The following is a 20,362-nucleotide window of genomic DNA, read 5'->3' as shown; positions in this document are numbered from 1 at the left end:
TTGTTTCCCGAGGAGTGTTCGCTGGCAGCGATCAGGCATCTGCGCAGGTCAGGGGTACGTGGGCCCGGTCACGGCGGCTGTGCGACCCCCCCAGCGCGGTCCGTGCTGGTGGCGGGCAGCGTGTCCGGTTGAGGCCACGATGGGACCTGTCCCGCGAACCCGGTAGTAGTTCTTGACCCCATGATGGTTATGCGACTCTGGCTCGCACGGCTGCGTGAGACCCGGGAACTGACTGAACTGGGCCGGCTTCGGGCGGCGGCAGGTGATGTGCGCGGTGCGAACGTTGCTTTCCAGCTTGTCGTGGACTCCTCTGACACTCATGACGGGCTCAAGGCGGCGCTGCACCTGTGGGTACTGCACGTCAGGTCGGGGCAGGTCGGGTCGGGTCGGGTCGGGTCGCGCTCGCACGAGGCGTTCCGCGACGCGGTGCGGCTGGCGGCCACGGCCGAATCGGCCGCCGTCGGCCAGGCGTGTGTCCACATCGGTGACCTGATCGGCGCGCGGTACTCGAGCCTCCCCGGGATAAGCGCCGCTCGCGGCGCCTTCGAGGAAACGATTCGCTCGGGCGGCCGAGACCTGGCCCCGAACGCGGCGCTCGGTCTCGCGTTGATGCTCTGGGGAACCTCACAACCACGTGAGGAGGTCATCTCGGCGTTCCGGCTCGCGATCGAATCCGGGGATCCCGAGTGTGCGAGCACGGCGACGGAATGGCTCAAGACGTACCGACGTCGCATCAGCGAGGCGGAAGCGTGGGACCCCGTAACCCGGCGATGCCCTGGCCCACGACCGGCCCCTGTTGGCAGCCGGGTGGGATCCGGTGGTGCCGATGCAACCGCAGGCCAGCCCCCGTCGAAGCCGGGTTCGTCGCGCCCGGCCCCACGGCGACGGCACCTGCGCAGGTCAGGGGTACGTGGGCCCGGTCACGGCTTCTCCGCCACCCCGCACCACGCGAACGGCCGCGTCTCCGCCTCCAGCGCCGACACCGGCCGGTCCGGCCGCCAGTCCGGCAGTGCGGACAGGCCCGGATCCAGCAGGGGCCAGCCGCCGAACCACGGCCGGATCTCGGCGTCCGAGCGCAGGTAGGCGGGGTTGGACGTGTCGCGGTAGGCGTCGATGAAGGACTTCACTTCGGCAGCGCGGTCCGGCGGCGCGTCGTCGCGGCACGTGCCGTGCGTCACGGCCAGCCACGAGCCGGGGGCGAGCTTCGCGCGGTAGGTCGCCATGAGCCCGTCGGGGTCGTCGTCGGGGCCGATGAAGTGCAGCACGGTGATCATCAGCAGGCACACGGGCTCGGACCAGTCCACCAGCCGTCGCGTGGTCTCGTCGGCGAACAGCGCCTTCGGGTCGCGGATGTCGCGCTGCACGAGGCCGGCCCAGTCGCTCGCGTGCTCGCGTTCGAGGATCACGCGCGAGTGCGCGGCGGCCACCGGCTCGTAGTCCACGTACACGACGGACGCGCGCTCGTCGGCCGGCAGCCGCTCGCGCACGATCTCGTGGACGTTCCCCGCCGTCGGCACACCCGAGCCGAGGTCCACGAACTGCCGGATCCCGGCGTCGAGCGCGGCGCGCACCACGCGGTTCATGAACGCCCGGTTCTGCCGCGAGATGGGCCGGATCAGCGGCCACACCTTCTCCACGCGCCGGCCGAACTCGCGGTCGACGGCCCAGTTCTGCGAACCACCGAGGTACCAGTCGTAGACACGCGCGGCCGACGGCTTCTCGACGTCCACCCCGGCCGGCGCGTCCGGCGCGGTCACGGCTTCTCCGCGACCCCGCACCACGCGAACGGTCTGGCCTCGGCCTCCACCGCGTTCAGCTCCCGCTCCGGCCGCCAGTCCGGCAGGTGCACGATCCCCGGCTCCAGCAACGGCCAGCCACCGAAGAACGGCACGATGTCGTCGCGATCGCGCATCCAGACGGGGTTGCTGGTCTTGCGGTACTGCTCCACGAACCAACGCAGGCCTTCGAGTGCCGGGCCGTCGCCGTCGCCCTCGCTCATCTGCGAGATCGACAGCCAGCTGCCCGGCGCGAGCGCGTCGCGGTAGACCTTGACGAGGCCCTCGGGGTCGTCGTCCGGGCCGACGAAGTGCAGCACCGCCATCATCAGCAGGCACACGGGCTTGCCGAAGTCGATGAACTCGCGGGTGGTCGGCGAGTGCAGCACCGACTTGGGGTCGCGCATGTCGGCCTGCAGGATGCCGGCCCAGTCGGTGGCGGCCTCCTCTTCGAGGATCAGCGTCGCGTGGGCCACGGCCACGGGCTCGTAGTCCACGTACAACACGGTCGCGCGGTCGTCGTCGTCCAGTTCGGCCTCGATGACCTCGTGGACGTTGCCGGCCGTCGGCACCCCCGAGCCGAGGTCGATGAACTGCCGGATCCCCGCCTTCAGCGCGGCGCGCACCGTGCGGTTCATGAACTCGCGGTTCTGCTTCGCGCCCGGCCGCACCAGCGGCCACTGCTGCTCCACGCGCCGGCCGAACTCGCGGTCGACGGCCCAGTTCTGCGTGCCGCCGAGGTACCAGTCGTAGATCCGCGCCGCCGAGGGCTTCTCGGTGTCCACGCCCTCGGGCGCCTTCGGTGCGGACGCCGGCTGCTCGCTCACGTCGGAACTCCCCTCGTCGCCGAAGGCCAAGCCTAGCGAGCAGCGGCGACGATCTTCCGACGGCCGAGGAAGAACGCGGGGAAGAGCGCGACGAACGCGAGCACCCCACTCAGCAGGAACGCCGGGCGGAACGCACCCGAGGCGGCGATCGACGCGAGCACCGCCGTGCCGGCCGAACCGCCGAGCTGGTGCACCAGCCGCACCACGGCCGATCCCGACGGCACGTCCTCCCGGGGCAGCCACGTGAACGCCGGCGTGATCGCGATGTCGGCCACGCTCAACGCCCTGCCGCGCACCACGAAGCTCATCGACGCCCCGGCGAACACGACGGGCACCGTCGCGGCCGCACAACCGGCGATCCCGGCAACCGCGATCACGCGCGCCGACGCGGTCCACAACTGCGCCGACCCACCGCGTCAGCAGCGATCCCACACCCTGCAGCGCGAGGATCATCCCGCAGCTCCGCGTTGCCGCGATCGGCGTGATCCCGCAGCCCACTGGGCGGCAGGCTCGGTCGTTGCTCGATCGGTGCCTTTGCCGCCACCCTGGCTCGAATCCTGGCTGAAGATCGAGTTGTCCACAGCCAAACCGACTTGTGGACAACTGGGGCCCTTGGCTGCGTGACCACCTGCGCCTGATGCCGAAAGCCTCCGCAGCCCGGTGGACGAGCTCTTCCTCCCACTCGTCCACCACCACGCCATGGGCCAGCTGAGCTAGCGGACCGCAGGCCTCCGCTGCCACCCCGTCCACAGCGGCCGATACCCCTGCGCGTACCAAAACGGCGTCGACCGCGGGTTCAGCACCGCCGTGTGCAGCAGCACGACATCCGCACCGGCCTCGTCGAACACCTGGTGCGCGTGGGCCGCCAGCGCCGTACCCACACCCGCCGACCGCGCGGCCTCCGCGACGGCCAGCGAAGACAGGTACCCGATCCGCGAAGCCGCCACGCGGTGCTGGATCCAGGCCGTCTCGTCGGGCATCTGCAGCACGGCCAGGCCGAGCGCCTGCCCGTACAGCTCGGCGATCCACACCTGCGGCTCCGGGCGCTCCAGCAACCGCAGGAGCTCCTTGCCCACGAGCTCGTCGATGCCCGGCCGCACCGTCACGCGGCCGAACTGCGCGTCGTAGCGCTGGAGTTCGAGCATGAGGTGCACGGCGGTTTCGAGGTCGTCCGGCGTGGCGTGGCGGATGCAGACGCCGGGGGTCGTCGTGGGGCCCGAGGCGGCCATGCGCTGGGCCGGGCGGACGGCGATCACGCCGACGGGGGCGAAGCCGTGGCGCAGCATTTCGGTCACGCCGGCGGTGTCCCGGCTGGGCCGGGAGACCACGGCCGAGCACTCGGGATCCCCCGGACGGGCGATGGTCGACAGGTGTTCATCCCATCGAGTGAGCAACGCGTCGAGGCCGGCGGCGGGGTCCGGACCGGCAAGCTGGACCTCGAGCCGGTGCTCGGTCAGGGCGCGCCAGATGGACTGGGAGCTGTCGGGGCCGAGCTCGGTGCTGGTGGCCAGACCGGCGGCCGTCGTGTCGCCGACCTGCGCCGACAGGAGGGTGGCGTCGTCGTGGACTTCGAAGGGGAGGGGCGCGGGGAGCAGCGCGTCCACCGTGGCGATCCGCGCCGCGTGCCCGGTGGCTGTCACGTCGTTGTGCATGTCTTTCATTGTCGCCCCGCTGGACTCGGCAGAACCCCTGAACACACCCTGGGCCGCCGAATCAGGCACGAACGGGGAGTTTCACTCCTTGGTCCACGCAGGTCAGCGCCACAAGCCCATTGTTAACCCTGGGGTGATCTCCTACTGTCTCGAAAGGGACACGGGTACGCCCTCCGGGGTACGGTATGGCCCTTGTCCACACCTGACGTCACTGACGAGCGCGACCGGTGGGCAGCCGGGAAGGAAGGTCGGATGCCGGACAGCAACGGCAGGCCTGATGCCGCCCCAGCGGCGAAACAGGCCAAGGGGGGCGCCGTTTCCGGGACCTTCACCGAGGCCCGCACGGACGAACGCCGGTTCCGCATATACACCTTCGCCGTCCTCGGCCTGGGTCTGATCACCGCGTTCGCGGTCGGTTCCTGGTTACCTTTTCACGGCTCTGCCAAGCTCTGGTGGATCGGACCAGTGCTGGCGCTCGCGTTCCTGCTCGCCGAACAGCTGGGCATCAACGTCGACGTCCGAAGCGGCATTTCGTGGACGATCTCGTTCACAGAAATTCCGCTGGTAATCGGTTTCTTCGTTGCTCCGTTCGAGGTCGTGCTGGCCGCGCACCTGGTCGCGGGCATCGGCACGCTGCTGGCCCGCAAGGTCGCCGGGCGCGTCCTTTACAACGCCGGCGCGTTCCTGCTCGAGATCACGGGCGCGTTCGCCGTCGCCGGTCTCGTGAAGCAGGCCGTGGGCGGCGGCGAGGCCATGCCGTGGGTCGCCGCGCTGGCGGGCACGCTCACCGCGCCGCTGGTCAGCACGTTGCTGGCGCTGGCCGCCGTGCGCGTGCTGCGCCGTCGCATGCGCGTGAGCACCGCCATCCGCCTCACCGGCCGCATCCTCGTGGTGGGCTTCGTGAACGCGTCGGTGGGCCTGAGCGGCTACCTCGTGATCGCGAACACCCCGCAGGCGTGGCCGTTGGTGCTGGCCGTGTTCCTCGGGCTGACCGCGCTGTACTGGGCCTACTCCGACCTGCTGCGCGAGCAGCGGGACATGGAGGCGCTGTCCGACGTGAGCCTCATGGTCGCGCGCTCGGGCCAGCAGGCGGCCGCGCGTCCGGCCGGGCGCGCCGACGAGCTCGTGGGCGGCGTCGACGTGCGCGAGTGGGCCACGATCGCCGAGCGGATCAAGGACCAGCTGGCCGCCGGCCGCGTCGTGCTGCGGCTGCGACTGGAAGCCAAGGACACCATGCGCGTGGTCGTCGCCGGCGACGAGCTGCCGCCCGTCGACCCGAACGCCGACGACCCGCTGCAGCGCCTGCCCGGCGCCCACGTGCGCCACTTCCGCATCACCGAAGCCAACCCCGACGTCCGCGCGGCGCTGCTCAACCGCGGCGCGCAGGAGGCGCTCGTGGTGCCGCTGCGCAGCGCCAACCAGCTACTCGGCGTCGTCGAGGCCCACGACCGGCTCTCCCGCTGGCGCGGCTTCGGCAAGTACGACGTGCAGCTGCTCGGCACGATGGCCAGCCACCTCGCGACGTCGCTCGACAACCGGCGCCTGCTCGCGACCCTGCGCCACGACGCCTACCACGACCCGCTCACCGGCCACCTCAACCGGCCGGGCTTCCAGCAGGTCGCCAAGGAGCCGCTGCGCGACTTCGCCAACGCCGTGGTGCTGCGCATCGACCTCGACGTGTTCTCCACCGTCAGCGACGCCCTTGGCTACTCGTGGGCCGACCGCATGGTGATCGCCGCCGGCCGCCGGATCCGCGACGCACTGGGCCCGGACGTGCCGCTCGCCCGGCTGGAGGGCGCGTCGTTCGCCGCCCTGCTCGTGGGCTGCACGCCGGAAAACGCCCACGCCGCGGCCGAACGCCTGCGCGTGCAGCTCTCGGCGCCCTACCCCGTCGACCGGCTTTCGGTCGAGGCCAACGCGATGATCGGCTACGCCACCACCTCCACCGAGGACGGCGGCGAGCCCGTGGACGTCGACGGCCTGCTGCAGCGCGCGGACGTCGCCGTCCGCGCCACCCGCGGCGGCGAAGAAGTGCGCGGCTACGTGCCGAGCATGGGTCAGATCTTCCTGCGCCGCTTCCAGATGGTGACGCAGTTCCGGCAGTCGCTGGAGGACGGGCACGTGTCCGTGCACTACCAGCCGAAGATCACGCTGCCGAATCGTCAGGTGCAGGGTGTCGAGGCGCTCGTGCGCTGGGTGCACCCGGAGTTCGGCCGGCTCGGCCCCGACGAGTTCGTGCCCGCCATCGAGGCGGCCGGCCTCATCGGGGTGCTGACGTCGTTCGTGCTGGAGGCGTCGCTCAAGCGCGTGCGCAAGTGGCTCGACGAGGGCCTGCGCATCTCCGCCGCGGTGAACCTGTCCGTGCGCAACCTGGCGGACGAGGACTTCCCGGCGAAGGTCCAGCGCGAGCTGGAGCGCTACGACGTGCCCCCCGAGCTGCTCACGTTCGAGCTCACCGAGTCCGGCGTGATGTCCGACCCGCAGAAGGCCCTGCCGATCCTGCGCGAGCTGCACTCGCTGGGCATCGTGCTGGCCGTGGACGACTTCGGCACGGGCTACTCGTCACTCGCGTACCTGCGGCAGCTGCCGGTGGACCAGGTGAAGATCGACAAGAGCTTCGTGCTCGGCATGGGCACCGACCTCGGCGACCTCGCCGTGGTGCGCTCGATCGTCGAGCTGGGTCACTCGCTGGGCCTCACGGTGGTCGCGGAGGGCGTCGAAGAGGACGTCGCGCGCGACCAGCTGGAGGCGATGGGGTGTGACGTTGCCCAGGGGTACTTGATCTCACGGCCGCTGCCCGAGGACCGGCTGGAGGCCTGGCTGCAGGCCCGTACGGCGCGGTCGCCGGGCCGGCACTCGGAGACGGTCTTGACCCTGCTGACCTGAGGTTTTGTGCAAAGGGGACCCCTCGTGCACGGCCGGGTGAACCCCCTTGCTAATCTTTCCAAGTCCTCACAGAGGCAGGCCCCTTTAGCTCAGTCGGCAGAGCGTCTCCATGGTAAGGAGAAGGTCTACGGTTCGATTCCGTAAAGGGGCTCTCGACCGCTAGCCGCGTCACGTAAGCGTGTCGCGGCTTGGGTCATGTAAGGGCGGTGTAGCTCAGTTGGCAGAGCAAGCGGCTCATAATCGCTGTGTCGCCGGTTCAAGTCCGGCCACCGCTACGCAGCTGAGGGGATTGTGCTCGCAGAACGCGCGAGCCACAGCCGCTCCGCTTGAACCCTGGGGGTCGAACCCCCAGACCCCCGCCAGGGGGCAAGCCCCCTGGACCCCCGCGCCGTGCGGCTAGCGGCGAGGGTGCGGGTTCGGTACTGAGAGAGAAGGAAACGCTGTGGCTGCCACCGACGTGCGACCCAAGATCACGCTGGCGTGCGAGGAGTGCAAGCACCGCAACTACATCACCAAGAAGAACCGGCGCAACGACCCGGACCGCTTGGAGATGAAGAAGTTCTGCCCGAACTGCGGTACGCACCGGACTCACAAAGAGACCCGCTGACGTTAGCGGTTCTCGTCCAGCTTCGAACAGCCGTCCCGGCCCAGCGCCGGGGCGGCTTTTCGCTGTTCAGGGCCAGATCAGGGCCAGTTCAGGGCAGGTTCGGAGCAGGTCCGGGGACCCCTCGGGCAACCGGCTCGGGTCGGCTAGCCTCAGCGGGTGCCTTTGGACCAGTCGTTCGCCGGGCGGAGCTATCCGCCCGCCGGAAAGTACGCGGTGAGCCGCGAGAAGATCCTCGAGTTCGCCGAGGCGATCGGGGACCCCAACCCGATCTACCGCGACCCGGAGGCGGCCCGCGCGGCCGGTTTCCCGGACGTGGTCGCGCCCCCGACATTCCTCACGCTCCTGAACCTGCCCAAGGTCAACGGGATCGTGGCCGACCCGGAGCTCGGGCTCGACTACTCGCGCATGGTCCACGGCGACCAGGGCTTCACCTACGAGCGCCCCGTGCACGCGGGCGACGTGCTGGAGATCGGCGCGACCATCGAGAACATCATGGCCCGCGCCGGCAACGACTTCATCAACGTCAGCGCCCGGATCACCGACGCCGACGGCAAGCTGGTCTGCACCACCCGCGCGCAGCTCGTGGTGCGAGGGGAGGACGCGTGAACGTCGGCGACGAACTGCCCTCGCTGCAGGTGCGCGTCACGCGCGAGCAGCTGGTCCGCTACGCGGGCGCCGCGCTGGACTTCAACCCGATCCACTGGAACGAGCGCTTCGCCAAGGAAGTCGGCCTGCCCGACGTGATCGCCCACGGCATGCTCACCATGGCCCTGGCCGGCCGCGTCGTCACCGACTGGCTCGGCGACCCCTCGCGCCTGCTGGACTTCAGCGCCCGCTTCACCCGCCCCGTCGCCGTCCCCGACGACGCCGAGGGCGCCCTCGTGGAGATGACGGGCAAGGTCGGCGCGATCTCCGAAGACGGCGTCGCCCGCCTCGACCTGGTTGTGAAGTTCGACGGCAAGACCGTGCTGGGCAAGCCGCAGGCGCTCATCCGCGCCTGAGCCCCTGGCCCCAAGCACCCCAACGTGGCGTTGGTTGCGCTCAGCTCACCACCGACTCGACGGCCGTCGCCATCCCCGCTTCACCCCGCGCGTTGGGGTGCAGCGGGGCCGCGGCCGAGGTCGGCACCAGGCCCTCCACCCAGCGTGTGCCCGAGCTCGTGCACACGTCGTGGCCCTTGCTCGGCCCGGCCGTGTCGGCGTAGCCCGCGTCGTGGGTCTTGGCCTGCTCTTCGAGCACGTCGTCAAGGTGCTTCAGCGAATCACGCAAGTACGCGACATCGCCGGAACCGACGGGGATCGCGGGCCAGCAGCCGTCGCCGTCGGGCAGCACGGTGGGGTAGCCGACCACGACCACCCGGGCCTTCGGCGCCTGGGCGTGGATCTTGTCGAGCACGGCGCCGAGCTTGCCCGCCACGGCGTCGATGCGGTCGGAGAGCTGGTCGTGTCCGCCCGCGGTGAGCCGGTCGTGGCAGGGCGCGCCGTCGCGGTGCGAGGTGGCGCAGCTGGGGGCCAGCGCGATGAACCCGACGTCGTTGCCCCCGATGCCCAGGGTCACCAGCGTGGTCGCCGACGTCACGGAGTCCAGCTGCGGCGGGTTCGTACCGTTGTGGGTCGACTGGGAGTCCGTGAGGTCGGCTGTGGTGGCGCCGCTGCAGCTGACGTCCACGAACTGCGCGGGCTTGATCTTCGCGGCCACCAGGTGCGGGTAGTTGTTGTCCGAACGGTCGCAGCCCGCGGGCGTGCCTGCCGCCTTCCCCGTGCGCGGCGCGGAGGTGTACGAGTCGCCGAGCGCCACGTAGCGGCCGGTGCCGCCCCCGGTGCCGGCGCCGGCCGGCGGCTCGGTCGACGACCCGTGTTTCGACTTGTAGTACCCCACCCCGAGCAGCGCGACCACGACCACCAGGATCAGCAACCCGCATCCGCCGCTCTTCTTCGCCGCCACCTGATCGTTTCTACAGCTCGCGGCCCCGCGTGACGACGGGTATCCGGGTGAGACCCCTACCGGTCGACGGCGGCGCGCAACTGGTCGGCCAGCTCCAGCGCGTGCTCGACGCCGTCGGCGATGTAGTGCAGGTCCACGAACGCCTCGGTGAACCCCTCGTCGGCGGCACCCTTCAGTGCCGACGCGAGGTCGGTCACGGTCACCACGGGCGTGCCCTCGCGTGGGTTGACGCGCAGCGGACGCCGCAGCGTCGCCGGGTCGCGGCCGGCTGCGGTGGCCGCGTCGGCGATCACCGCCCACATCCGGCGCAGGTAGTGCGCGGGCAGCAGCGTCGGGAGCCAGCCGTCGGCGCTCGCGCCGACGCGGCGCAGGGCGCGTTCGGACATGCCGCCGAGCAGGATCGGCGGGTGCGGGTTCTGCGCCGGCCGCAGGCCGACGTGCGACTCGGGGATCTGCCAGCGCGCGCCGTCGTGGCCGGCGGGGTCGGCGGTCCAGAGCGTGCGCAGGACCTCGATCAGCTCGTCGAGGCGTCCGCCGCGCCCGGCCCACGGCACGCCGGCGGCGGTGTACTCGTCACGCAGCCAGCCGAGACCGAACCCGGCGTCGAGGCGGCCGCCGGAGAGCAGGTCGAGCGACGTGAGCGTCCGGGCGAGCAGGACGGGCGCGTAGACGGGCGCCGAGAGCGTGCTCATGCCCAGCCGTGCGGTCTTCGTGGCGCCGGCGGCGGCTGTCAGCGCGACGATCGGGTCAACGAAGTGGATGAACTCCGGCGGGTACGGGCGCTCCGGCGTCCCGCCTCCCGGGTACAGGTCCGAGGGCTCGAGCGGGGTGAGCACTCGGTCACCGACCCACAGCGAAGCGTAACCGAGCTCTTCGGCCGCGGCGGCGAATCCGGCAATGGCAGTGGGGTCGGCGAGCTTGCCGTACTGCGGCAGGGCGAGTCCTAGTCGCAACACGGTCACCGGGCCTCCTCGGGGACGACTTTCCTTGCGGGAGAACGAAGATCACGCGCCGAACCGGCGACCTCGCTGGGGATTATCGGGTTCTCCGCCGGGGCGCCGGAATTTCCCCGGTGCGGCAAGGTTTTCCGGCGGCTTCCGAAGTGCCTCGCGAGTATGGGATGAACGACCATGGAATCGGCGTTGACCACCGCGCGGATGGTAGTTTCCCGATTAATCGCGGACGGGCGCATGCGGCCATCCTGGCACGGCCCGGCGGCGCCCGCCGGTCACGTTCCCGGCGGGCTGGAGCAGGGTGCCGGGGGTCGGTGCGAGGGCGCCCGACCAACGAGGGGGGCGCGGTTGCGGGCCTCGATCCGGCTTGCCGTAGACTTCGGAACTCGGAACGCACTACGGTCATCTCCGCCGGATGGTGGGGATGATGGAATGCGTCCTCCGGAGCCTGGGTGACCAGGTTCCACAGGGGTGTAGCTCAATTGGCAGAGCAGCGGTCTCCAAAACCGCAGGTTGCAGGTTCAAGTCCTGTCACCCCTGCGTACGGGTACTGGTGGAGCGGAGGAGTGGTCGTGAGCGACAGCGACGCCAGCGGCGAGCACGAGCAGGACACGTCGGGCGAGAAGCCCGGGGTCGAGTCCCGCCCGGCGACCGCCGCGGCTCGGCGTGAGCGCCGCGCTTCCGCCCGCCCGTCCGGCAAGTCCGAGGCGCGTTCGGGTGGCACCAGGCCGTCCGGCAAGGCGGGCGACAAGGTCGCGAAGCCCGCCGACGCCAAGGGTGCGCCGACCCCGAAGCGGGACCAGAAGCCGAAGAAGGCGTCGGTTTTCGCGCGGATCATGCGGTTCGTCCGCGAGGTCTGGGCGGAGCTGCGCAAGGTCATCTGGCCCAACCGCAAGCAGATGGTCACCTACACCGCGGTCGTGCTGGTGTTCGTGGTGTTCATGGTGGCCCTCGTGAGCGGCCTCGACCTGGCCTTCAAGCAGGTCATCGGGCTGGTCTTCGGCTGACGCCGAAGAGGCGTGCCACCGTGCGCCGCGCGGGGCCTGCCCGAGCCCGGCAAGTGATCAACTGAGAGGACGGAACGTGACCTCCGACAACGGCACAGGAGCCGGTCGCGACCTGACCGAGCTTTCAGACGAGCAGGTGCACGCGGCACTCGGCGACGAGGAGTCCGCTCACCTCGAGCCCGTCGAGGTGCCCGACGCCGGCGAAGAGGTCGACGCAGCCGTCGAAGACAGCGCTGACGACGCCGAGGCCTCGGACACCGAAGCCGATGAGGCCGACGACGCCGAAGCGGCTGACGACAGCGAAGCCGACGCCGTGGCCGACGAAGCCGACGCGGCCGCCGTCGAGTCCGAGCCGGCCGCCGAGTCCGACGACCCCGTCGCCGCGCTGCGCGCCGAGCTGATGGCCGCGCCCGGCGAGTGGTACGTCGTGCACAGCTACGCCGGGTACGAGAACAAGGTCAAGACCAACCTCGAGACCCGCACCACGACGCTGGACGTCGAGGACTACATCTTCCAGATCGAGGTTCCGACCGAAGAGGTCACCGAGATCAAGAACGGCCAGCGCAAGCAGGTGCAGCGCAAGGTGCTGCCCGGTTACATCCTGGTCCGGATGGACCTGAACGACGCCTCGTGGAGCGCGGTGCGCAACACGCCGGGCGTCACCGGGTTCGTCGGCGCGACCTCGCGCCCGTCGCCGCTCACCGTGGACGAGGTGCTGAAGTTCCTCGCGCCGCAGGTCGAGAAGGAAGCCCCGGCGAAGGCCGGCAAGGGCGAGGCCGCCGCGGCGTCCACGCCGTCCGGTGGCGGCGCCGTCGAGGTCGACTTCGAGGTCGGCGAGTCGGTCACCGTCATGGACGGCCCGTTCGCCACGCTGCCCGCGACGATCTCCGAGGTCAACGTCGACGGACAGAAGCTGAAGGTCCTGGTGTCGATCTTCGGCCGGGAGACCCCGGTCGAGCTCTCGTTCACCCAGGTCTCCAAGATCTGACGGTCGGGAATACCGACCGGCAGTCCCCGCGTACTGGCAGGTGTGCGGGGGACTCACGTCAGTAAGAAGGACACAAGGTAATGCCACCCAAGAAGAAGAAGCTTGCGGCGATCATCAAGCTGCAGATCAAGGCGGGTCAGGCCAACCCGGCCCCGCCGGTCGGCCCGGCGCTGGGCCAGCACGGCGTCAACATCATGGAGTTCTGCAAGGCCTACAACGCCGCGACCGAGTCGCAGCGCGGGGACGTCGTCCCGGTCGAGATCTCCGTGTACGAAGACCGGTCGTTCGACTTCAAGCTGAAGACGCCGCCGGCCGCCAAGCTGCTGCTCAAGGCCGCGGGCGTGGAGAAGGGCTCCGGCGAGCCGCACAAGACCAAGGTCGCCAAGGTCACCTGGGACCAGGTCCGCGAGATCGCCAAGACCAAGGAGAGCGACCTCAACGCCCACGACATCGACCAGGCGGCGAAGATCATCGCCGGCACCGCCCGCTCCATGGGCATCACGGTCGGGGACTGAGTTTCAGCACCAGCAGCATCCGTGGGAGAGCCAAGTGCTGGCTCGTCACCACAGCTGATCCGTTTTCGAAGTTAAGGACAGAAGCATGACCAAGCACAGCAAGGCTTACCGCCAGGCTGCGGAGCTCATCGACAAGGAGCGTCTCTACGCCCCGCTCGAGGCCGCGAAGCTGGCGAAGGAAACCTCCAAGACCAAGATGGACGCGACCGTCGAGGTCGCGATGCGTCTCGGTGTCGACCCGCGCAAGGCCGACCAGATGGTCCGCGGCACCGTGAACCTGCCGCACGGTACCGGTAAGACCGCCCGCGTCATCGTGTTCGCCGTCGGCGACAAGGCCGCCGAGGCCGAGGCCGCCGGTGCGGACGCGGTGGGCACGGACGAGCTGATCGAGCGCATCCAGGGTGGCTGGCTCGACTTCGACGCCGCCATCGCGACGCCGGACCAGATGGCCAAGGTGGGCCGCATCGCCCGCATCCTCGGCCCGCGTGGTCTGATGCCGAACCCGAAGACCGGCACGGTGACCCCCGCGGTCACGAAGGCCGTGCAGGACATCAAGGGCGGTAAGATCAACTTCCGCGTCGACAAGCAGGCCAACCTGCACCTGGTGATCGGCAAGGCGTCGTTCGACACCGAGAAGCTGGTGGAGAACTACGCGGCCGCGCTGGACGAGATCCTGCGCGCCAAGCCGTCTTCGGCCAAGGGTCGCTACGTCAAGAAGATCACCTTCACCACCACGATGGGCCCGGGCATCCCGGTCGACCCGCTGCGCACGCGCAACCTCCTCAGCGAGGACGCCGGCGTCTGAGTCGCACATCACGCGAAAGGGCGGTCACGCAATGTGCGTGACCGCCCTTTTTTCGTGTCTCATGGACACATGCCGACGACGACATTCACCGCTCCCGACGGGCTCCGCCTGAGCTACACGGTGTGGGAGGGCGACGGCCGGCACCGTCGCCCCGTCGTGCTGCAACACGGCTTCGCGGCGGACGCCCACGTGAACTGGGTCGGCACCGGCGTCGTCCGCACCCTGGTCGAGGCCGGGTTCACCGTGATCGGCCTCGACGCCCGCGGCCACGGCGCGTCGGACAAACCCCACGACTCGGCCTGCTACGGCCAGGACGTGATGGCCCGCGACGTGTCGGCCCTGCTCGACGAGCTGGGCCTCGACGAGGTCTCCCTCGCCGGCTACTCGATGGGCGCGATCGTCGCCCTCCTCGTGGCCACTGCGGACAAGCGCGTGCGCTGCCTGGCCACCGGCGGCGTCGGCGCGGGCATCATCGACTTCGGCGGCGTCGACACGCGCGTGGTCGAGCCCGAACAGCTCGCCGACGGCCTCCTCGCCGACGACCACGCCAACGTCCCCGCCCAGGTCCGCCCCTTCCGCCGCCTCGCCCGCCGCACCGGCGGCGACGTCGACGCCCTGGCCGCCGTCCTGCGCGCCTCCCGCCGCACGTCCATCCCCCTGACCGAGATCACCGTCCCCACCCTGATCCTCGCCGGCGAACGCGACCAGCTCGCGGCCCAGCCCGAGCGCCTCGCCATCGGCATCGCGGGCGCCCGCCTGGTCCGCGTCCCGGGCGACCACATGACGGCCGTCGCGGACCCCGCGTTCGCCCTGGCGCTGGCCGACTTCTTCGCCTACGCGGACACGGGGGAGACGAGGTTCGCGATCTCGTCGCCGGCGTAGCCGATCTCCGCGAGCAGCTCGCTCGTGTGCTCACCGCGCGCGGGGGTGTGGCGGCGGACTGACGCCGGCGTGTCCGACAGGATCATCGACGGCCCGACTTGGCAGTACGTGCCTTCCGTCGGGTGCTCGGCGAGGGAAACGAGGCCGCTCGTCGGCTTCCCGGTCGCGCGGCGCATCAGGTCGGCCATGCCGGAGGATGCCTGGACGATCTCGTCGTAGGCGGCCGGCGCGGTCAGAGTCGGTGCGGAAGCCCTGGGCGTTGCAGTAGACGAGCCGCGGGTTCTCGCTCGCCCACTGCTCGTAGCCGAGGCCGAGGCGCTGTAGCGCGCCGGGGCGCATGTTGGTGACCAGCACGTCGGCGGTCTTCACCAGGCGCAGGAAGGCCTCGTGGCCCGCGGCCGACTTGAGGTCGAGCTCGATTCTGCGCTTGTTGCGGTTGACGTTGAGCGCGAGCGCGCCCATGCCGTCGTCGAGCTGAGCGCGGCCGCCGGGTTTGCGGCGTTGCTCGCGGTGCAGGCGGGCGACAACGCGGTGTACGTCGACTGGGCCGCCACGGACGAGCCGTTCGACTACGCGCTCTCCCGGTCCCTTCGCTCCGCGCTTCCGCGTACGGCGGCGAGGCGCGCGTGCTGCTCCCTTCGCTGCCCGAAGCCGACCTCCGTGCGGTGGTGGTGGCCGCGGCGCTGGCCGCACCGTCCGAAGTGGTCGCGGCGCGGCTGCCGGAGCTGGTCAGGACGTTGGGGGAGTGGAGTTCGAAGCTGACGGAGGGCCGCACTTCTCCGGGCCCGGCGAGTGGCCCGTGATCAGCCACTGACCCTTGTCCACTTGCGACACGGTGAAGACGCCGAGGGCCGGGCCGCCGGAAATGGTGTAGTCGCACGAGTCAATGGTCACCACACCCGCCGGCGGAGCGCCGGAGACGTACGAGGGCAGCGATTCGGCGTAGTCGTTCTGGTTGGTGACCTGCGCGTGCAGCTTCTCGACGGCCACCTTGCAGTCGGGCTGGCCGACGTCCTGGGCGAACTTGGTCTGCACGGGCTCGTCGAACCGGCCGCACGCGTCTTGAACCCGGCCCTGCGCGATGTTGTGGAAGACGAAGCGGACGGCCTCGTACGGGTTCGTCGAGAAGATGTGGTTCGTGTGGTAGGTCCCGCCGCCCTCGGCCGCGATCTGGGCCGAGGACTTGCCGTCTTCGCTGGGGAAGTAGTGGCGGTAGGCCCACGTGGCCGCGATGCCGAGGACCACCAGCACGATCACCCAGCCCAGGATCTTCCCGCCGAGGCGCTTGAGCCAGCGCGGGACCGGGCGTTTGCGCCGCGGCTCTTCGTAGGGCGCCAGCGCTCCGGGCGGGCCCGGGGGCACGGGCGGCTGCCAGCCCTGCTGGGTCTGCGGTTGGCGGGAGCCCGCGGGGACCAGGCCGGCGTCGGGCATGGGGGCGGGTTGGTTGCCTTGCTGGGCTTGGGTGAAGCGGAGGTAGTCCTGGAACTGCTGGAACTGGCGGAACTGTTCCAGCTGTGCGGCGTCCAGCGGTGGCTGCCCAGGCGCCGTGGGCTGGGAAGGCTGGGGCAACGCGGGAAGGTGCGACGAATCCACGGCGGGTGGCTGCGAACCTTGCGGCGACGCGGTGGGCGGCTGTTGCCCGGACGGTTGCGGCAGCTGCGAACCCTGCGCTGGAGTCAGGCCGTTCTGCCCAGAACCCGACTGCCCCGAGGGCTGCGGCAACCCGCCCGGAACCGGTTGCGTGCCGTCGGCAGGTCGGGGGCCGGGGCCGGTGGGGTTGTCCGGCTGTCCGTGATCACGCTGCTCCGCCACGTCACCAATGATGCCCGCTCGTCGGCGTATCCCCGAGTCCGGGCGGCTTGTCGCTGGTCAGGCAGGGGGTCCCGGCAGAACCGTCAGAACCGTCCTGTACATTCATTCACGGTTCTACCGAAGACCGCTGGTTTTCCGGGTGCTCCACGGCGCCCGGAACGAAGGTCCCGCGAGATGAGCGGGCGGCCCGCGCAGGAGGAACGAGGTTCGGCTCCCGTGAGGGAACGCCGTGTAACGCCCCGTGCTGACTGCGCGTGGGCGTTTTTTCGTCTCAGAGGGCTCTCGAAGGACCAGTGGAATCCACTAGCCAAGAGAGGAGGCGACCATGGCGAAGCCCGACAAGGTGGCGGCCGTCGCCGAGATCGCGGAGAGCTTCCGCAGCAGCTCGGCCACCGTCGTTACCCAGTACACCGGCCTCTCCGTGTCCCAGCTGTCCCAGCTGCGCCGCGCTCTCGGCACCAGTGCCAAGTACCGGGTCGCGAAGAACACCCTCGTGAAGCGTGCCGCCGAGGACGCCGGTGTCCAGGGTCTGGACGACCTGTTCGTCGGTGCCACCGCGATCGCCTTCGTCGAAGGTGAGCCGGTCGACGCCGCGAAGGCGCTTCGCGACTTCGCGAAGGACAACAACGCGCTTGTCATCAAGGGCGGCTACATGGACGGCAAAGCGCTGTCCGTGGACGAGATCAGCAAGATCGCCGATCTCGACAGCCGTGAGGTCCTGCTCTCCAAGGCAGCGGGCGCGTTCAAGGCGAAGCTGTCCCAGGCCGCCGCGCTGTTCCAGGCGCCGGCGTCCCAGGTCGCCCGCCTGGCTGCCGCGCTGGAGGACAAGCAGCGAAACGCCACCGGTACCGAAGCAGCCGAAGCACCCGCCGAGAGCTGATCACCCCCACCCCGAACGTCGAGTTCGTTTTTCTGAGAGGAAGCCATCATGGCGAAGCTGAGCACCGCCGAGCTGATCGACGCCTTCAAGGAGCTCACCCTTCTTGAGCTGTCGGACTTCGTGAAGGAGTTCGAGACCACCTTCGACGTCACCGCCGCCGCCCCGGCCGCGGTCGTCGCCGCCGCCCCGGGCGCTGCCCCGGCCGCCGCCGCCGAGGAGCAGGACGAGTTCGACGTCGTCCTCGAGTCCGCCGGTGACAAGAAGATCCAGGTCATCAAGGTCGTCCGCGAGGTCGTCTCGGGCCTGGGCCTGAAGGAGGCCAAGGAGCTGGTCGAGGCCGCTCCCAAGGCCCTCCTGGAGAAGGTCGACAAGGAGGCCGCCGAGGCCGCCAAGGAGAAGCTCGAGGCCGCCGGCGCCAAGATCACCATCAAGTGATCCCGGGCGCGCAAGCGCCTACCGCACCACCTCGTGAAGGGGCGGGCATCCACGTGGATGCCCGCCCCTTTCTCGTTCGCCGGCTCGGCGACCGACTGATCACCGTTCGTGTCCGATTCGCCCGGTCGGACCAGCCGTAACCCGATCGTTGGGCCATCTGGATCTGCGTCACTAAGTGACGTGCACTACCGTGCTGCCAGCGGTCACCGGACAAGGCCACGAACGGGTGAGGTCCTCACCGGCCTCGCCAGGGCGGAAAACTGGTGAGTAACCTGTTCGCACTCAGCTCGTTGCACCTGGTTGACGCGGAGATCGCGGCGCGCATCGGCGCGGGCTCCGCTGCCAGTTGCGGCGGGGCGGCGGTGCGCGACGACGCGGAACAGCTCCTGGAGGTGTGATGGGCGCCGAGGTGGTCATCGAAGGTCTGACGAAGTCCTTCGGCAGGCAGACCATCTGGCGGGACGTGACGCTGACGCTGCCCCCGGGTGAAGTGTCCGCGATGCTCGGCCCGTCGGGAACCGGCAAGTCGGTGTTCCTCAAGTCCATGATCGGCCTGCTGAAGCCCGACAAGGGCCGCTGCGTGATCAACGGCGTGGACATCGTCACGTGCTCCGAGCACAAGCTCTACGAGATCCGCAAGCTCTTCGGTGTCCTGTTCCAGGACGGCGCGCTGTTCGGGTCGATGAACCTTTACGACAACGTCGCCTTCCCGCTGCGCGAGCACACCAAGAAGTCCGAGTCGGAGATCCGCCGCATCGTCGGTGAGAAGCTGGAGATGACGGGCCTGGCCGGCGCGGACAAGAAGCTGCCCGGCGAGATCTCCGGCGGTATGCGCAAGCGCGCGGGCCTCGCGCGGGCGCTGGTGCTCGACCCGCAGATCATCCTGGTCGACGAGCCGGACTCCGGTCTGGACCCCGTGCGCACCGCGTACATCTCGCAGCTGCTCATCGACCTCAACACGCAGATCGACGCGACGATCCTCATCGTCTCCCACAACATCAACCTCGCGCGCACGGTGCCCGACAACCTGGGCATGCTGTTCCGCAAGGAGCTCGTGATGTTCGGCCCCCGCGAGGTGCTGCTCACGAGCGACGAGCCCGTGGTCGAGCAGTTCCTCAACGGCCGCAAGCGCGGCCCCATCGGCATGTCCGAGGAGAAGGACACCGCCACGATGGCGCGCGAGGAAGCCGAAGCCGCCGCGGGGCACTCGGACGGTTCGCCCGACGAGGACGTCCGCGGGGTCGTGCCGCAGATGCAGCCCAGCCCCGGCCTGCCGGAGCGCGCGGGGGCCCGTCGCCGGATGGACCGCGTGATGCGGATCCTCCACACGCTCCCGCCGGCCGCGCAGGAGGGCATCATCGAGTCCCTCAGCCCGGAGGAGCAGCGGCACTACAACGTGCACGCCGCCCACGCGCCGGCTCGCCGGCCCGGCCCCGAGGACACGCAGCAGATCCCGCGAATCTCCGACCGTGGCCCCGTGCCGAACCAGCACCAGGGCCAGCTGCCCGCCGAGCAAGTCGCCCGGATCCCCGGCGGTTCCAATCCGCAAGGGCCAGGCGGTGGCTACTTCGGCCCCGGCGGCAACGGGCCGGGTGGCGCGTGAGCTCGACAGCACCGGCGAGGAAAATCCCCGGGCACGGCATGCTCCGCGAGACCGGGAACCTGTTCGCCCTCGGTCTCGACATCATCCGCGGCATGTTCCAGCGCCCGTTCCAGCTGCGGGAGTTCATCCAGCAGGCCTGGTTCGTCGCCAGCGTCACGATCCTGCCGACGGCGCTCGTCGCGATCCCGTTCGGCGCGGTCATCTCGCTGCAGTTCGGCGCGCTCGCCCGCCAGCTCGGCGCGCAGTCCTACACCGGCGCCGGTTCCGTGCTCGCCACGGTGCAGCAGGCCAGCCCGCTCGTCACCGCGCTGCTGGTGGCCGGCGCGGGAGGAAGCGCGGTCTGTGCCGATATCGGCGCCCGCACCATCCGCGAGGAGATCGACGCGATGGAGGTGCTGGGCGTCTCCGCGGTCCAGCGCCTGATCGTGCCGCGCACGCTCGCGATGATGCTCGTCGCACTCTTGCTCAACGGCATGGTCAGCGTCATCGGCGTGCTCGGCGGCTACTTCTTCAACGTCGTGCTCCAAGGCGGCACGCCCGGCGCCTACCTGGCGAGCTTCTCGGCGCTGGCGCAGCTGCCCGACCTCTGGGTCGGCGAGCTCAAGGCCCTCATCTTCGGCTTCATCGCCGCGGTCGTGGCGGCCTACCGGGGCCTGCACCCCAGCGGCGGCCCGAAGGGAGTGGGCGACGCGGTGAACCAGTCGGTGGTCATCACGTTCCTGCTGCTCTTCGTCGTGAACTTCGTGATCACGCTGATCTACCTGCAGATCGTGCCCGGAAAGCTGGACTGA

The 20,362-nt window shown here is 70.1% G+C and carries 21 protein-coding genes, 3 tRNA genes and 1 pseudogene; 17 read left to right on the top strand and 8 right to left on the bottom strand.

The features are described from left to right. Window positions 1-920: 920 nt before the first annotated feature. From QRX50_RS04475 to QRX50_RS04460, 4 genes are all read right to left on the bottom strand, one after another. Complete coding sequence (locus QRX50_RS04475) at window positions 921-1,757, bottom strand: SAM-dependent methyltransferase (RefSeq protein ID WP_285970701.1); 837 nt, start codon at window positions 1,755-1,757, stop codon at window positions 921-923. After that, window positions 1,754-2,602, bottom strand: a complete 849-nt coding sequence (locus QRX50_RS04470) for an SAM-dependent methyltransferase (RefSeq protein ID WP_285970700.1) — start codon at window positions 2,600-2,602, stop codon at window positions 1,754-1,756. The genes QRX50_RS04475 and QRX50_RS04470 overlap by 4 nt, the downstream gene beginning before the upstream one ends. A 32-nt stretch (window positions 2,603-2,634) precedes the next feature. Next, window positions 2,635-3,000 (bottom strand): MFS transporter, encoded by a 366-nt coding sequence (locus tag QRX50_RS04465; RefSeq protein ID WP_285970699.1) that lies wholly within the window; start codon window positions 2,998-3,000, stop codon window positions 2,635-2,637. Window positions 3,001-3,315: 315 nt separating this feature from the next. After that, the gene (locus QRX50_RS04460) at window positions 3,316-4,254 is read right to left on the bottom strand and encodes a GNAT family N-acetyltransferase (protein ID WP_285970698.1); all 939 of its coding nucleotides are present in this window, start codon (window positions 4,252-4,254) and stop codon (window positions 3,316-3,318) included. Between the two features lie 252 nt (window positions 4,255-4,506). Here QRX50_RS04460 and QRX50_RS04455 point away from each other — a divergent pair, with 252 nt between their 5' ends. From QRX50_RS04455 to QRX50_RS04430, 6 genes are all read left to right on the top strand, one after another. Beyond that, the gene (locus tag QRX50_RS04455; protein ID WP_285970697.1) at window positions 4,507-7,140 is read left to right on the top strand and encodes a putative bifunctional diguanylate cyclase/phosphodiesterase; all 2,634 of its coding nucleotides are present in this window, start codon (window positions 4,507-4,509) and stop codon (window positions 7,138-7,140) included. A 78-nt stretch (window positions 7,141-7,218) separates the two neighbouring features. Beyond that, a tRNA-Thr gene (locus QRX50_RS04450) sits at window positions 7,219-7,291 on the top strand. A 51-nt stretch (window positions 7,292-7,342) separates the two neighbouring features. After that, a tRNA-Met gene (locus QRX50_RS04445) sits at window positions 7,343-7,415 on the top strand. 167 nt (window positions 7,416-7,582) lie between these two features. After that, window positions 7,583-7,747 carry a 50S ribosomal protein L33 gene (gene rpmG / locus QRX50_RS04440; protein WP_020668467.1) on the top strand — a complete coding sequence of 55 codons (165 nt, stop codon included), beginning with the start codon at window positions 7,583-7,585 and terminating at the stop codon, window positions 7,745-7,747. A gap of 156 nt (window positions 7,748-7,903) precedes the next feature. Continuing rightward, window positions 7,904-8,353 carry a MaoC family dehydratase N-terminal domain-containing protein gene (locus tag QRX50_RS04435; protein ID WP_285970696.1) on the top strand — a complete coding sequence of 150 codons (450 nt, stop codon included), beginning with the start codon at window positions 7,904-7,906 and terminating at the stop codon, window positions 8,351-8,353. Further along, window positions 8,350-8,748 carry a MaoC family dehydratase gene (locus QRX50_RS04430; protein WP_285970695.1) on the top strand — a complete coding sequence of 133 codons (399 nt, stop codon included), beginning with the start codon at window positions 8,350-8,352 and terminating at the stop codon, window positions 8,746-8,748. Before QRX50_RS04435 ends, QRX50_RS04430 begins: the two co-directional genes overlap by 4 nt. A 40-nt stretch (window positions 8,749-8,788) precedes the next feature. On the opposite strand, the gene QRX50_RS04425 is transcribed toward QRX50_RS04430, so the two are convergent. Beyond that, entirely contained in the window at window positions 8,789-9,691 is a 903-nt protein-coding gene (locus tag QRX50_RS04425; protein WP_285970694.1) for an SGNH/GDSL hydrolase family protein, read from the bottom strand. 56 nt (window positions 9,692-9,747) lie between these two features. Continuing rightward, window positions 9,748-10,653, bottom strand: a complete 906-nt coding sequence (locus QRX50_RS04420) for a TIGR03619 family F420-dependent LLM class oxidoreductase (protein ID WP_285970693.1) — start codon at window positions 10,651-10,653, stop codon at window positions 9,748-9,750. Between the two features lie 458 nt (window positions 10,654-11,111). Here QRX50_RS04420 and QRX50_RS04415 point away from each other — a divergent pair. From QRX50_RS04415 to QRX50_RS04390, 6 genes are all read left to right on the top strand, one after another. Further along, window positions 11,112-11,184 (top strand) — tRNA-Trp (locus QRX50_RS04415). 32 nt (window positions 11,185-11,216) lie between these two features. Continuing rightward, entirely contained in the window at window positions 11,217-11,651 is a 435-nt protein-coding gene (secE, locus tag QRX50_RS04410; protein ID WP_285970692.1) for a preprotein translocase subunit SecE, read from the top strand. Window positions 11,652-11,727: 76 nt separating this feature from the next. Beyond that, window positions 11,728-12,639: a transcription termination/antitermination protein NusG gene (gene nusG / locus QRX50_RS04405; protein ID WP_285970691.1), complete on the top strand. Its 912-nt coding sequence runs from the start codon at window positions 11,728-11,730 to the stop codon at window positions 12,637-12,639. Window positions 12,640-12,719: 80 nt separating this feature from the next. Further along, window positions 12,720-13,154: a 50S ribosomal protein L11 gene (gene rplK / locus QRX50_RS04400; RefSeq protein WP_285970690.1), complete on the top strand. Its 435-nt coding sequence runs from the start codon at window positions 12,720-12,722 to the stop codon at window positions 13,152-13,154. 85 nt (window positions 13,155-13,239) lie between these two features. Continuing rightward, a complete protein-coding gene (rplA, locus tag QRX50_RS04395; protein ID WP_285970689.1) occupies window positions 13,240-13,959 on the top strand; it encodes a 50S ribosomal protein L1 in 720 nt (239 codons plus the stop codon). Between the two features lie 69 nt (window positions 13,960-14,028). Next, window positions 14,029-14,841 carry an alpha/beta fold hydrolase gene (locus QRX50_RS04390; RefSeq protein WP_285970688.1) on the top strand — a complete coding sequence of 271 codons (813 nt, stop codon included), beginning with the start codon at window positions 14,029-14,031 and terminating at the stop codon, window positions 14,839-14,841. Between the two features lie 152 nt (window positions 14,842-14,993). Here the strand turns inward: QRX50_RS04390 and QRX50_RS04385 are convergent. Then, window positions 14,994-15,327 (bottom strand): annotated as a pseudogene (locus QRX50_RS04385) (CoA transferase); the annotation flags it as partial. Between the two features lie 243 nt (window positions 15,328-15,570). Beyond that, window positions 15,571-16,410, bottom strand: a complete 840-nt coding sequence (locus QRX50_RS04380; protein WP_353074086.1) for a hypothetical protein — start codon at window positions 16,408-16,410, stop codon at window positions 15,571-15,573. Between the two features lie 568 nt (window positions 16,411-16,978). Between QRX50_RS04380 and rplJ the strand changes: the two genes are divergently transcribed. The 5 genes from rplJ to QRX50_RS04355 all read left to right on the top strand — a co-directional run bounded on the left by rplJ (window position 16,979) and on the right by QRX50_RS04355 (window position 20,362). Beyond that, window positions 16,979-17,533, top strand: a complete 555-nt coding sequence (rplJ, locus tag QRX50_RS04375) for a 50S ribosomal protein L10 (RefSeq protein WP_285970686.1) — start codon at window positions 16,979-16,981, stop codon at window positions 17,531-17,533. 48 nt (window positions 17,534-17,581) lie between these two features. Then, window positions 17,582-17,968: a 50S ribosomal protein L7/L12 gene (gene rplL, locus QRX50_RS04370; protein WP_285970685.1), complete on the top strand. Its 387-nt coding sequence runs from the start codon at window positions 17,582-17,584 to the stop codon at window positions 17,966-17,968. Window positions 17,969-18,231: 263 nt separating this feature from the next. Next, window positions 18,232-18,366, top strand: coding sequence for a hypothetical protein (locus tag QRX50_RS04365; RefSeq protein WP_285970684.1), 135 nt, complete (start codon window positions 18,232-18,234; stop codon window positions 18,364-18,366). After that, complete coding sequence (locus QRX50_RS04360) at window positions 18,366-19,571, top strand: ABC transporter ATP-binding protein (RefSeq protein WP_285970683.1); 1,206 nt, start codon at window positions 18,366-18,368, stop codon at window positions 19,569-19,571. Before QRX50_RS04365 ends, QRX50_RS04360 begins: the two co-directional genes overlap by 1 nt. Before the next feature lie 38 nt (window positions 19,572-19,609). Then, window positions 19,610-20,362: an MlaE family ABC transporter permease gene (locus tag QRX50_RS04355; RefSeq protein WP_220247334.1), complete on the top strand. Its 753-nt coding sequence runs from the start codon at window positions 19,610-19,612 to the stop codon at window positions 20,360-20,362.

The organism is Amycolatopsis sp. 2-15 (assembly GCF_030285625.1).
Lineage (GTDB): Bacteria > Actinomycetota > Actinomycetes > Mycobacteriales > Pseudonocardiaceae > Amycolatopsis > Amycolatopsis carbonis.
This window is presented reverse-complemented; position numbering and strand designations above follow the sequence as displayed.